This is a genomic window from Mesobacillus thioparans (assembly GCF_965138835.1).
GTDB lineage: Bacteria > Bacillota > Bacilli > Bacillales > Cytobacillaceae > Mesobacillus > Mesobacillus thioparans.
Window position 1 is genome coordinate 102,681 of sequence record NZ_CBCSFH010000011.1, and the last position, 13,730, is coordinate 116,410.

General features: G+C 42.2%; 13 protein-coding genes. 2 read left to right on the top strand and 11 right to left on the bottom strand.

Going from position 1 to position 13,730, the window contains the following annotated elements:
* Positions 1–31 precede the first annotated feature (31 nt).
* The 9 genes from ACNAZ4_RS17300 to ACNAZ4_RS17340 all read right to left on the bottom strand — a co-directional run bounded on the left by ACNAZ4_RS17300 (position 32) and on the right by ACNAZ4_RS17340 (position 7,165).
* The gene (locus tag ACNAZ4_RS17300; RefSeq protein ID WP_415816369.1) at positions 32–610 is read right to left on the bottom strand and encodes a GNAT family N-acetyltransferase; all 579 of its coding nucleotides are present in this window, start codon (positions 608–610) and stop codon (positions 32–34) included.
* A gap of 137 nt (positions 611–747) precedes the next feature.
* The gene (locus tag ACNAZ4_RS17305) at positions 748–954 is read right to left on the bottom strand and encodes a DUF6501 family protein (RefSeq protein ID WP_415816371.1); all 207 of its coding nucleotides are present in this window, start codon (positions 952–954) and stop codon (positions 748–750) included.
* Between the two features lie 70 nt (positions 955–1,024).
* Entirely contained in the window at positions 1,025–1,228 is a 204-nt protein-coding gene (locus ACNAZ4_RS17310; RefSeq protein WP_415816373.1) for a hypothetical protein, read from the bottom strand.
* 240 nt (positions 1,229–1,468) lie between these two features.
* Positions 1,469–2,137, bottom strand: a complete 669-nt coding sequence (locus ACNAZ4_RS17315) for an SOS response-associated peptidase (protein WP_415816375.1) — start codon at positions 2,135–2,137, stop codon at positions 1,469–1,471.
* 115 nt (positions 2,138–2,252) lie between these two features.
* Entirely contained in the window at positions 2,253–2,522 is a 270-nt protein-coding gene (locus tag ACNAZ4_RS17320) for a hypothetical protein (RefSeq protein WP_415816377.1), read from the bottom strand.
* 185 nt (positions 2,523–2,707) lie between these two features.
* Complete coding sequence (locus ACNAZ4_RS17325) at positions 2,708–3,253, bottom strand: GNAT family N-acetyltransferase (RefSeq protein ID WP_415816379.1); 546 nt, start codon at positions 3,251–3,253, stop codon at positions 2,708–2,710.
* 114 nt (positions 3,254–3,367) lie between these two features.
* The gene (locus ACNAZ4_RS17330; protein ID WP_415816381.1) at positions 3,368–5,017 is read right to left on the bottom strand and encodes an AMP-binding protein; all 1,650 of its coding nucleotides are present in this window, start codon (positions 5,015–5,017) and stop codon (positions 3,368–3,370) included.
* 138 nt (positions 5,018–5,155) lie between these two features.
* Positions 5,156–5,725, bottom strand: a complete 570-nt coding sequence (locus ACNAZ4_RS17335; protein ID WP_415816383.1) for an FAD-dependent oxidoreductase — start codon at positions 5,723–5,725, stop codon at positions 5,156–5,158.
* A gap of 306 nt (positions 5,726–6,031) precedes the next feature.
* Positions 6,032–7,165, bottom strand: a complete 1,134-nt coding sequence (locus tag ACNAZ4_RS17340) for an MBL fold metallo-hydrolase (RefSeq protein ID WP_415816385.1) — start codon at positions 7,163–7,165, stop codon at positions 6,032–6,034.
* Between the two features lie 286 nt (positions 7,166–7,451).
* Between ACNAZ4_RS17340 and sda the strand changes: the two genes are divergently transcribed.
* Together sda and ACNAZ4_RS17350 are read left to right on the top strand one after the other, a co-directional pair.
* On the top strand, positions 7,452–7,586 hold the full coding sequence (sda, locus tag ACNAZ4_RS17345) for a sporulation histidine kinase inhibitor Sda (protein WP_415816387.1): 135 nt from the start codon (positions 7,452–7,454) through the stop codon (positions 7,584–7,586).
* 360 nt (positions 7,587–7,946) lie between these two features.
* On the top strand, positions 7,947–8,855 hold the full coding sequence (locus ACNAZ4_RS17350) for a nuclease-related domain-containing protein (RefSeq protein ID WP_415816389.1): 909 nt from the start codon (positions 7,947–7,949) through the stop codon (positions 8,853–8,855).
* Positions 8,856–9,328: 473 nt separating this feature from the next.
* Here the strand turns inward: ACNAZ4_RS17350 and odhB are convergent, their stop codons facing one another.
* Positions 9,329–10,615: a 2-oxoglutarate dehydrogenase complex dihydrolipoyllysine-residue succinyltransferase gene (gene odhB / locus ACNAZ4_RS17355; RefSeq protein ID WP_415816391.1), complete on the bottom strand. Its 1,287-nt coding sequence runs from the start codon at positions 10,613–10,615 to the stop codon at positions 9,329–9,331.
* Positions 10,602–13,457, bottom strand: a complete 2,856-nt coding sequence (gene sucA / locus ACNAZ4_RS17360; RefSeq protein WP_415816393.1) for a 2-oxoglutarate dehydrogenase E1 component — start codon at positions 13,455–13,457, stop codon at positions 10,602–10,604. The genes odhB and sucA overlap by 14 nt, the downstream gene beginning before the upstream one ends.
* Between the last annotated feature and the right edge of the window lie 273 nt (positions 13,458–13,730).

A 13,730-nucleotide genomic window follows, 5' to 3' on the forward strand; every position in this document is an offset into this window, starting at 1 on the left:
ATAGACTGGCGGCATTTCGATGTCATGCCATTTATTTCATTTTGTCCCGCAGCAAAGGCTTCAGGCCTTCCCACTCTTCCTTAATGATACTGAAAACCACAGTATCTCTTACATAACCATCGGAAATAATCCTGTGTTTCCGCAGTACTCCCTCTTTTTTTGCACCGAGTCGGGAAATTGCTTTTTGGGAACGGACATTCCTGGAATCTGTGCAAAACTGCACCCTATTCATATCCACCTTTTCGAAAGCATACTGAAGCATCAGGAATTTGGTTTCTGTATTCACCCTTGTTCTCCAATAATCCGGATTATACCAGGTCCATCCTATTTCCAATGATTTATTTGCCATGGAGAAATCGAGGTATCTAGAGCTGCCAATGATTTTACCTGTTTTTTTCTCGACGACCGCGAATGGAATTTGAGTCCCTTTAGCTGTTTCCGTTACCGCAGCTTCAATGACCCTTTTCATCTCTTCCTTGCTTTGGATCTTCGATGCTGTAAATTCCCAGATTGATTGATTCTTGCCCGCTTCCCATAATTCATCGAGCTGGTCACGCTCCATAATAATCAGCCTTACTGTTTCTCCTTCCAGTGGTAGCTTATCGTCCATCTTACCCACTCCCTAACATCCTGTTTTTATTAATCATATCATTCAAGAATATGATTAAGGAGTGCTATTTTTAAAGTTTTCGCGAGCTCATAGGTTTACAAAATAAAAACTGCCCAGTATCCCGGGCAGTCATTATCTTACTTCTCTTCTTCAAAATATTCTTTATAATATCCGCCAACTTTACCGGAATTATCAACGATAAAATAAAACTCTTCCGTTTCGTTTTTTACATCATAAATTTTTCCTGCTGTCAGCTTTTGATCGACGATGTATTTTTTTGCATTCGTATGAACGCATTTGAGTTTCTTGATCGTTTCACGTTCATCCCAGTTTGTATGGATCATCTAATGCCACTTCCCTTAATTGAATTTCATATTATATAGTATAAGGAAAAGTTGATCCAAAAGGCAATACTCAGCTGGCATTCGCTTCGTCCCCAGCGATGCGCAGTCCGCGTATTTCCGATTTATCGAATGTCATGGTTTCACCTGTAATCACATTTTTCAGCGTTATATAACAAACATCACAAATGATATCTTTTCGAATATATTGTAAGAAAGATAGTCGTTCATTCTTATAAATCAGTTCATAAAAATCAGTTTTGGTAAATCCATTCATGTTAACCCCTCTTTCCAGGATGCTTTTTCATCTTGGTGTTTGGCTGTGCATATCTATACCACCATTAAGACTTGTATTAAACATCCTGCAAAAAAAGGAAAAGTATTCTTATTTTTATACGGATCTCGTCGTAAGATCATCTCGAGATCAACAACAAGTTTTCCGGATTTTCATATACAGTAAGGATATTTGTATATTATTCATTTTTTAGCCCTAGAACTAGCTTGACGATTGTAGCAACTACAGACTGTTTAGTGGTGCAATCAGTTGTTCTCCTTCATTCTTTGCCGAGTTGATTTCAGTGGAAACCGCAAAAGACTCCATCTGCCCTGCCTCGAAAGGGACTAAAAGTTTTTTTAGTTCGTCTGCGTTTTCTACCGAACGGTCAAGCCACATTCCAATTCTGTTTTCCGGAAGAATGACAGGCATTCTGTCATGTACCTTTTCAGTAACTTCATTCGGACTTGTCGTGATGATCGTGCAGGATGTAATACTTTTTCCGCCTTTATTCCAGCTTTCCCACAGCCCTGCAAATGCAAAGGGCTTTTTATTTTTCATCCCAAAACGGTATGGCTGTTTTTGCTTTCCTTCTTTTTTCCATTCGTAAAAACCATCAGCCAGAATCAGACAACGCCTCTGCTTCAATGCCTGCTTAAAACTCGCTTTCTCGTCGACAGTCTCAGCGCGCGCATTGATCATTCTGTAACCAATTTTTTCATCATCTGCCCAGAAAGGGATCAGTCCCCATCTCATCCTCGACCCCACCCTATGATCATCCTGATTGACCACTGTCAGAATTTCCTGACCGGGAGCAATATTATATCGGGCATCTATGTCCTTCGCGAATTCGAATTGAAATTGTTCCCTCAATGTTTCAATATCTTCAAACAATGAAAACCGTCCACACATACTGTCTTCCTCCATTCAATATACTGTTCCTATCATTCCCTTTCCTTTTCGGAAAGTAACGTATTCCTGCATTCAGAAAAAAATAAGCCCAGCTTTTAATTTAAGCCAGGCTACTTTAAACGTTCTTTGGATCTATATTCTTTTTTATTTTAGCTCTGAGCGCAATATTTGCCGCAACCAGGAAAGGAATGAGCGATGCGACTGTAAACCCTATTGCATAGCCAGATATACTTTCATTCAATACGTGATCATTTATATCCATTCCCAAAAAGCTTACGCTGATTCCATCTCCATCCACATGGTTAATGACCGACCACAGTTCGATTCCTTTAAATAAAAATAAAACACTTACGGTCGTCAGCAATAATACCAAAAGCCATTTCATGCGACCATACCCCCAAAATCTCATCCCTGAAGGTCCAGGTACGAGTGTATACACTATATTATAGGGAGTAATGGTATTAATTAATATATCACCATCCTAGTTGTAACAAAATGTTCAAAAAGATGTTGTGAATTTCGTAAATTCGCATTTATTATTTGCTAACTTTAACAATTCGATTTTTACCTTTAAATATTCAGACGGCCCATTACCAGCATATTATAATATTTTCCGTCAGCTAGCTGCTTGTCATTTCTTAAAATCCCTTCGACTTCGAAGCCAAGTTTTTCATAGAGTTTCCTTGCACTTTCGTTTGCTTCCATCACATTCAAAGTCATTTTTTTAATCCCATTTTCATCAGCCCAAGATATCGATTGCTGCAAAAGCTGCTTGCCAATTCCGCAGCCCCAGTATTCTTTTATAACGCCCACACCGAATTCAACTTTATGCCTGAACCTTTTCAAATCAGTGCCTTCACATCTGGAAAAACCGACTAGTCTTCCATTCGTTTCCGCCACTAAAAATAGATTTCTCTCACTCTCTGAATCAGCTTTTATCAGTGAGCGGAAGCCTTCTGAATCAATAAAGGCTTCACCTGGTTCACGATCAAGGTTTTCAGTCTCACCATCTATTTGCAGCCTTAATTCAGATAATGCCAGTGCGTCTCCCTCGACAGCAGACCTGATCGTATATGTCAGGTTGTTAGTATTTTTCACATTATCGGTTATCAGCATCGTTTACCTCCAAAAATTTCTTGCTATATGATTTTAATCTTTGATTGGAAAATTGTACATATTTTTATTAACAGATAGAAAAGGATGGAATGCTTTCATTCCATCCTTGCACATTTATACTCTTTTGAGCTGTTCCACTGCTTCCATAGCTTGTTCTCTGAGCTTGAATTTCTGGATTTTACCCGATGCCGTCATTGGGTAGCTTTCAGTGAACTCAATATATCTCGGGATCTTGTGTTTTGAGATTTTGCCTTTGCAGTATTCTTTGATTTCATCTGCTGTAGCCGTCTCACCTTCTTTCATGATGATCCATGCCATCACTTCCTCGCCATAGACACTATCCGGAATACCAACCACCTGGACATCAAGCACTTTAGGATGGCTGTATAGGAATTCTTCGATTTCACGTGGGTAGATGTTTTCCCCTCCCCTGATGATCATATCTTTTAATCTGCCAGTCACGCGACAATAGCCGTTTTCATCCATTACTGCAAGATCACCAGTGTGCAGCCAGCCTTGTTCATCGATCGCCTCCCTGGTTGCATCAGGATTTTTATAGTAACCATCCATGACATGGTAGCCCCGTGTGCATAATTCACCCTGGACTCCGCGCGGTACCTCCTCCATCGTGCCTGGTTTGACAATCTTGACTTCAACCTCCGGAAGTGCTTTTCCGACTGTTTCAACCCTTAGTTCGAGTGGATCATTCGTTCTGGTCTGCGTGATGACCGGCGAGGATTCTGTCTGCCCATAGGCAATCGTGATTTCCGAAGCACCCATTTTTTCATTCACAGCTTTCATCACTTCAATCGGACAATTCGAACCAGCCATTATGCCCGTCCTCAACGATGAAAGATCATATTTTTCAAATTCAGGATCATTCAATTCGGCAATGAACATTGTAGGGACTCCATGAAGCGCGGTACACTTTTCTTTTTCGACCGTTTCCAGGACTGCTTTGGGACTGAATTCCTGGACAGGAACCATTGTTGCCCCGACAGTCGCGCAGGCAAGTGTACCCATCACGCAGCCAAAGCAGTGAAAAAAAGGGACCGGGATGCACAGCCTGTCCTCATCCGTCAGCTTCATAGCAGAAGCTACATTATATGCATTGTTTACAATATTACTGTGGGTAAGCATGACACCCTTTGGGAAACCTGTCGTGCCCGAAGTGTACTGCATATTGATGACTTCACTCTGTTTTAACGTAACCATCCGCTTATCCAGTTCATCCTCAGACACACCATCGGCCATGTCCAGAATATCCTGCCATCTGAACGTCCCAGGGAAACGTTTTTCACCCATTACAATTACATTCTTTAAGAATGGCAGTTTGGAGCTTTCAAGCTTTCCAGGTTCACTCATTTTCAATTCAGGAACAATCTCATAAACCATATCAATGTAAGACGCATCCTTGAACTGTTCCATAAGGATGATTGTTGTTGAATCTGACTGTCTTAGCAAATATTCCAATTCAGCTGTCCGATAGTTCGTATTGACGGTTACCAGTACTGCTCCCATTTTGCCTGTAGCAAACTGTGAAACCACCCACTCTGGAGTATTGGAAGACCAGGCAGCGATATGCTCTCCTTTTTTCACTCCCAGTTTCATCAATCCCCTTGCAGCTTTCCTGCATAGCTCATTAAATTCGTTGTAATTCATCCTAAGATTCCTGTCTGCATAAACTACAGCTTCATGTTCCGGATACCTTTTAGCCTGAACCTCTAATAACTCCCCTACCGTATAAGGCAGCAAATTCCCCATCTTTGAACCTCCTCAAGTAAAATTATGTAAGCGTTTACTACTTACTATATCACTCAAGTTTGAATATTCAATATTTTTGAAAAATATTCCTTCCTTTTTATTAAAAAAATAAAAAACAGTGAGATTCCCACTGTTTTCTCATTTGTCATGCCACATATAGGATTTACCTGTCTCTGCCGATACAATTGAAATGCCAACAGAGGCGCCATGTCCAGAAGCGATGACTGATTGGCTGGACAAACCCGCCAGCAAGCTGGTGATATATAAATTGGAAAGATGTGTTTTTCCGTCCAGACCAATGCCAAGCACCTTTTTTATTTTGCCGCTGGGTACTTTCTCATTTACAGCAAGCTCAAAGCCAAGGCTCTCGAGAATGGATGTCTGGAGATTGGTAGCGATCACCAGATATTTTGTATACAGCTTCCTGCCGTCTGACATTGACACTTCGTAGGCACTTTCTTTCATTTCAACAGATTCTACTGTTCCTTCAAACCATTCTGTCCCCGCAGCAACAGCTTGTTCCTTGATGTTTTCAAGCAGCTCTGGTCCGCTGACTTCTTTGATTCCCGGATAATTGAACACTTTTGATACCTGCTTGATCTGGGATTTTCCAGAATCAATGACCACGGTGTTCAAGCCTCCTTGGGCAGTGTAAATGGCTGCAGAACCACCTGAAATTCCGCCGCCGACCACTAAAACATCCAACATACCTATCCCTCCCCAAATCAATTACAGCTTTATGTATCCTCCCAAACTGTAGAGGGAGGCTCAAAATAATTTAGAAATCAAATAAATGACTCCTGCCAGGAGCCATAAGAACGTACCTGGTCATATAGGAGGAAAGCCGGAAAACTTCCCCTGTCCTTCATCACCTGTACGCTTTGGTCCGATTCCTCAGGAACCGCCTGCACACTGATCCGTTTTATTTTTTTCTTCTTCCAAAAATGCTCACCTCACATACGTAATGGCATAAACCAGTAAAAAGAGGAAAGCAGTGCTCTCCTCTTTTATTTTTTAATGCGTGTGGTGCACAGCGCAGCGGTTAGGTCCGATTTCCAGCTCCATCGCTTCGTCTGCTGTCACTTCTTTCACACCGCGGTTGATTGCGACGATGTCTTCAAAGTTTGGCGGTGTCTCGCTTGATGCAGATTGTGCGACATGGTCGACAAACTCTTCGACAGTCTTGCCTGCCATGATTTCATTTTGCTTACGGATTAAGCCTAGCTGGCTGCCGATGAAGCCTTCCGCATTTACTTCGTCATCAAAGGCTGCGTAGTGTCCTGGCAAAACTATCACGTCATCGGCAATTTGCGAAACTTTGCTGTACACAGTATCATACAGGTCTTTTGCCCACTCAGCAGCTTTTCCGCCAAGATCCGGACGGCCAAGGCCATTCACAAAGATAGTATCTCCTGAGAATAGGAGTTTATTATTCACAAAGAAAGAAACACTACCAGGGGTATGCCCTGGCGTCTTGACAGCCAACACTTCTAGTGTAATGTTCTCGAATTCAATTTTATCATGCTGCTCCAGCGCTTCAAAGTCAAATACCGCGCCTTCACTCTTCATTAAGTAATATTTTGCTCCAGTTGCTTCCGCAAGCTCCTTGCCGCCAGATAGGTGGTCTGCATGAAGATGAGAATCGACGATATGAGTGATTTTCACGTTTTCTTTTTTTGCCACTTCAATGTAGCGGTTAGTGAACCTTGATGGATCCACAACAAGTGCCTCATTTTCAGAAAGGACCATGTATGACAGGCAGCCTTTCCCTACACGGATGAACTGAAGAACCTTGATTTCATTATCCTTATACACTTCAACCGGATATAAATATTCGCTCCATGACTTCATCCCGCCCGCAAGGTATGATACATCAAAACCTGCATCAGATAGCATCTCAGCAACCATGACGGAAGAGCCTTCCTTAGCGCAGATGACCACGATATCTTTATCTTTAGGAAGCTGGTCAACAACCTCTTCCACACCATCAATCAATTCAAAGTAAGGAATATTGAGATAATCAATCTTCTCGCCCTCTACCTTCCAGTCCTCGAAGTCTTTTACATTCCTTACATCAAAAATGAAAAATTCTTTTTTGCTTACTACCCATTCATTTAAATTTTCAGCAGTGATTGCTTGCATACCCATTTTAAAATCCTCCCTGTGTAAAAAGATATGTCGTATCTGATCCCCATCAGATACCCTTACGGGTATATAATATATCGTTAAAAATAAAAATGCAAGCTTTTTTTGTTTACTATTGTGCAAATGGTGTTTTAACAATCCGGCAGATTCAGCCGGCCATTAACATGAAAAATTTACTAAAAAAAAATCTTCATAATGGGTTTTCAAATCCTTAATAAACCTTTACAATGAATGAAACTATACAATATAGTTTGAAAATTCAATCCATTCTTACCGAGGAGGAATGCAAATGAAAATTATGAGCAATGAACAACTGGTGGTCTCGTATCGTGATGCATTAAAGTCGGAAAGTGATAAAGAATGGGCAAAGATTTTAAAAACTGAAATTTCGAAAAGAGGACTTAGGCCATTCAAAAACCGTTAAACCGTATCTCGACAAGAAAAACAGAGTTATGGAAGAACAAAAGGATTCCGGACTGCTTTGCTAATGGAGTGTAAGTCTGAACAACGAAAAGTATTTTGATTACAATCGGTGCTTTTGGTTTATGGCGGAAACTGACAAATGAGATGAAACATTTGGAAAACGAAAACTGGAAAATCGCACAAAACCTTGGTTTTTGCAGATTTACTTATTGATGAAATACTAAAAAAACGAAAAGAACCTTAGCGACATCGCCGCTTCGCTGCCTGAATGGCAGTGGGGCGGCTTTTATTTGTTAACAAAAAATTCACAAATCTCTCTGCATGTATAGCTTAAAATGGATTTATAGAAAGGAAGTGGACTATGCTACTAAAAGCACGTACCGAGCCAATTGAATTAATCGCATTACGGTATTTAGACAAAAGAATGGATCTGCATCCAAACGAAAAGTACAGGCTGTCGACTCTGGAAAAAGGCTTTACGGGAGAAGTGATCTTCGACAGAATGACTGAGAACCTGATTGAGGAAAGATATATCCTAGATGACCTGCTTCTCCAGGTGAATAACTCATACTTCCAGCTCGATAAAGTCATCATCGCAAAAGATGGCGTTTTCCTAAATGATGTCAAGTATCACGAAGGAGATTATTATTACGAGAGTGACAAATTGTATTCCGCAAATAATGGACGTGAGCGAAAAAATCCTGTTATCCAATTGAAACGAAGCGAAACACTTTTCCGTCAGCTGCTCCAAAACATCAAGTTGAACCACTTAGTCCGTGCATCCGTCATCTTCGTCAACCCTGAATTCACCCTTTATCAGGCCCCGAAGGACCAACCAATCATCTTACCCACACAAGTAAACAGGTTCCTTAAAGAGCTGAACAGCACACCCTCCAAACTAGATGAAAGCCACCAAAAACTTGCACAAACCTTGCTATCCATGCACCACATTAAAAACCCATTCTCCACTTTCCCACAGTACTATTATGAACAACTGGAAAAAGGAATGCATTGCCGGCAGTGCGGGTCATTAAATACTGATATAAATCATTACGACCTCGTTTGCGCAAAGTGCGGAACACATGAAAGAATTGAGAAAGCAATTTTACGGCATATTGATGAAATCAAAGTGCTTTTTCCTGAAATGAAAATCACCACGCAAAACGTTTTTGATTGGTGTAATGGGAAGGTGAGTAAGAGGACATTCTTGAGGGTTTTGAAGAAGAACTACCATGCAGTTGGGAAGACAAAAGACGTCTATTTTGAATGATTATTGAGAGTTGGTGCTTATCTTTAAAGCTGTTAAAAAAATTCGGTATTTTGACAGCTTGAGTCCTTCTTCCTGTAAACCTGTCATAATAACATCGGCTTCTTGATAACTTTGGCTCATCCTCTAGCAAACTTGTCAAAATAACATNAGTTTCTTGACAGCTTTTGGGCTTNCTNNTNCAAACCTGTCAAAATAANATCNGTTTCTTGACAGCTTTTGGGCTTCCNCCTTCAAACCTGTCAGAATTANATNAGTTTCTTGACAGCTTTTGGGCTTCCTTCTCCAAACCTGTCAAAATAAACTGGGTTTCTTGACAGCTCTTGGCCTTCCCTCTCAAAACCTGTCAAAATAACCTAGGTTTCTTAACAAACATTGCTGCATATCGTTCCCAAGATCAGTTGCTAGCAACCACTGAGTAACTTTAAAAGATGAAAAACACTGCCGAATTCCCTCCGGCAGTGCTTTTCCAAATCTTATCCCTGCAACAGCAATGATTCTGGGTCTTCCATTAGCTGTTTGATGTTCTTCAAGAAGGTAACTGCTTCTTTTCCATCGACGATCCGGTGGTCGTAGGATAAGGCGATGTACATCATTGGCCTGTTTTCCATGCGTTCCTTATCGATCGCGACAGGACGGAGCTGGATGGTGTGCATGCCCAGGATGCCTACCTGCGGGCCATTGATGATTGGTGTGGACAGCAATGATCCGAACACTCCGCCATTTGTGATTGTGAAGCTTCCGCCCTGAAGGTCTTTCAGGGATAGCTTATTGGTTCTCGCTTTTTCTGCGAGATCATTAATATCCCGTTCAATCTCGGCAAAGTTTTTCCTGTCGGCATCCCTGATTACCGGGACGACTAGTCCTTCATCTGCAGCCACAGCCACGCCGATGTCGTAAAACTTCTTAATGACAATCTCGTCACCCTGGATTTCTGCATTCAGGTATGGAGTCTTTTTCAATGCAGCGACAACTGCTTTTGTGAAGAAAGACATGAAACCAAGGCGCACATCATTTTCCTCAAAGAAGCGGTCCTTCCATTTCTTCCTTAATTCCATGACGGCAGTCATATCCACTTCATTGAAGGTAGTAAGCATGGCTGCATTCTGTTGTACCTCTACCAGCCTGTTGGCAATGGTTTGCCGTCTCCTTGACATCTTGATGCGCTCAAATCGACTATCGTCTGTATTGGCCGCTGTTGTTGATGACGCTTTTTCCGCGCTGTTTTTTGCAGGCTTGTTGTTTTCAGGTTTTTGTTTTTCAGGAGTATAAGATTCAACATCCTGCTTTCTGACTCTTCCGAGTGGATCTTGAGAAGATACCTGATTTAAATTGATTCCCTTTTCTCTTGCCAGTTTTCGTGCAGCAGGTGAAGCGATGACCCGACCTTGATTGTCTTCTTCTGCAGGTTGATTTTCGCTGACAGGTTGATGATCTGTTGCTGCGTTGTTTTCAGCCGATTCATCAGGTGATTCTTTTTCCTTTCCCTGTTCTGGGGCACCAGCCTGTTCACCGGTATCTCCGCCAGCTTGTTCACCGACAACCGCAATGGCTTCCCCAACCTTTACAGTATCGCCTTCTTCCGCAAGCAGCTCGGTCAAGACACCATCATAATCGGAAATGATCTCAACATTGACTTTATCTGTTTCCAGTTCAACGATATATTCACCTTTTTGGACTTGGTCACCCTTTTGTTTAAGCCACTGGGCAATCGTTCCTTCGGTGATTGATTCAGCTAGTTCAGGAACTTTAATTTCTGCCATCGTCGTTTCCTCCTCTATTTGTCTTTGTCAGTGCATCGCGAATGATCCTCGCTTGTTCCAGCTTATGGGTATTAGGATCTCCCTCGGCTGGGCTTGATCTTCTTCTGCGCCCGATATAGGATACTTTTATGTCGTTCGGAGCGGCTTCATTGATCCGCGGCTCAACGAAGGTCCAGGCACCCATGTTCTTAGGTTCTTCCTGTACCCAAACCACTTCTTTTAAGTTCGGATAGCGGCCAAATATTTCTTTTAGCTCATCCAGCGGGAAAGGATAGATTTCTTCGATTCTTAGGACATGCAGCCAGTCATTGTCCTCACTGTTCAGTTGTTCTGAAATATCGATGCTCACTTTTCCTGAACATAATACGACCCTTTCCACTTTTTCAGGTTGGGAACCAAGGCCAGGCTGTTCGAAAATCGGTTCAAAACTTCCGTCGAACAGCTGCGATGGATCTGCTGCTACCAGCGGGTTCCTTAGCAGACTCTTAGGTGTCATCAAGACAAGAGGGCGCACCGATTCCTCCCTTAAAATCTTTGCCTGTCTCCTGAGGATATGGAAGTATTGTGCCGCAGAGGAAAGATTGGCGACGGTCCAGTTATTTTCTGCAGCCAAAGTTAAGAATCTCTCAACCCTGCCGCTTGAATGCTCTGGTCCCTGGCCTTCATAACCATGAGGCAATAGCATCACAAGACCTGATTTCTGGCCCCACTTCGCTCTTCCTGCTGCCACAAACTGATCAAACAGGACCTGGGCGGCATTCCCAAAATCTCCATACTGAGCTTCCCAGAGTACAAGTGTCTCGGGGGCGAAAACATTATAGCCATATTCAAAGCCGACAACTGCCGCTTCAGATAAAGGGCTGTTATGGATGGAAAAAGAAGCCTTGGCATCCGGCAAGGTATGGAGCGGTGAAAATTGTTCGCCTGTATTGCTGTCATGCAGCACAAGGTTCCTTTGCGCAAATGTTCCGCGTTCTGAATCCTGTCCTGTCAATCTGACTGGTGTCCCTTCTTGTAAAATCGAAGCAAAGGCCAGAGTTTCGGCAAGACCCCAATCGATTTTACCGTTTTCAGAAAATGCATCCTGCCTTCTCTGTAGGATTTTTGCCAATTTATTGAAAACATCGAACCCTTCCGGCCATTTAAGGAGGTCACTGTTTATTTTCATTAGTGTTTCTGCCGGCACGCCTGTATTGATCCTCGGAATGCCCATTTCCACTACTTCCGGGATATCCGGCTCTCTTTTAGCCTCTTTCTCTGCTTTCGGGACTTTTTCGTTGGCTTCTTTCAGGATTGTATTTATTTTATCCTCGATTCCGGCCCGTTTTTCATCTGTGAACACACCCTGGGATACAAGCTTTTTCCCATAGATTTCCTTTACTGTTGGGTGATTGTGGACAAGCTTATACATCTCGGGATTGGTAGTCATTGGTTCATCCATTTCATTATGGCCGAAGCGTCGGTACCCAATCAGGTCGATCAAGAAATCCTTGCCGAACGTCTTTCTGTATTCAAAGGCCAGCCTTGCTGCCATCAAACATGCTTCAGGGTCATCGGCATTCACGTGGATGATTGGTATTTCATATCCTTTTGCAAGGTCACTTGCATACCTTGTTGATCTTGAATCCATTGATTCAGTTGTAAAGCCGATCGTGTTGTTTGCTATGACATGAACGGTTCCGCCTGTCTTGAATCCCTGCAAACGGCTTAAATTCAAAGTTTCCGCAACAATTCCCTGTCCCGGGAATGCCGCGTCACCATGTATCAGGAGAGCCATGGCCTTACCCGGATCAAATTTTGCATATCCTGGCAGATCCCGGTCATCCTGCGCGGCCCGTGTAAATCCTTCAACAACAGCGCCGGCGAATTCAAGATGACTTGGATTGTTAGCCAGTGTCAACCTTGCATTGGCGGTAGTACCTGATTTGATTTTACGATCAATACCAAGGTGATACTTTACATCTCCAGTCCAGCCAAAATTGATCCCGATTGAGCCCTCAGAAGGAACCAATTCCTTGTTTGGAGCATGCTGGAATTCGGCAAAAATCATTTCATACGGCTTACCTAAAACATGGGCAAGGACATTAAGCCTTCCCCGGTGGGCCATTCCGATATTGATGGTCTCGACTCCGTTATTGACTGCTCTGGCTATGACTTCATCCAAAAGCGGCACCATTGTGTCTAATCCTTCGATTGAGAAACGCTTTTGCCCTACAAACGTCCTGTGCAGGTATTTCTCAAAGTTTTCGACCTCTGCCAGGCGCTCAAATAAGCTGATTTTCCTTTCAGCTTCCACCTTGGGAATCAGCGTTCCAGATTCTACTTTGTTCCTTAACCATTCTTTTTCATCGATTTGGTTCACTTGTTCAAATTCATACGCGATCGTACTGGAATATACTTTTAGCAAATAATCAAATGCTTCTTTTCCGGTTTTGACAGTAGGAGGTGCACTTGGACAGACTAGGTCAACAGGAATATTGTTCAAGTCATCTTCGGTCAGTCCCCATTTTTCCAGGCCATCCAGGACCTTTTCTGCATTTCCTGATTGTAACGGATAAATATTGGCAGATAAATGGCCATTTGAACGTATATAATCTGCATATCTCAGTGCAGCTGCGATTTTTGCAGGATTTCCAGAGATTTGTGCAGCTGGTGGCTTTTGGTCAGCAAATTGATCTGTACTCTTTCTTTTGTCAGAGTTCGTTTCAAAATATTCCCTGATTTCCGGATCTACTGCACTGGGGTCCTGCAGGTACAATTCATATAATTCTTCCACATATCCCTGATTAGCTCCATAAAACCCCGGCCATCCTGTTCGATATTCCGTAACAGGTTTTTTCATCGTATAACCCCCTTGCTTTTCGTAAAGTGCGCTAATTATTTGTTACCCTGTCGTATCCTTTTTTAACGGTAAAATCGAAGAATAATAATATAATTCAGATATCAAACGTTTACATTAATATTTTAACATGATATTTTCTTTTAACCAAAGGTTTTGACTACGAAGATGTTGTTAATTACTTTATTAGATTTTATTATTCCAAAAAAACGAACCCAATAAAAAAAACCGGCTATGCCGGTTATAGTTTCTAAATTTTTGTAGACATCAGGAAGG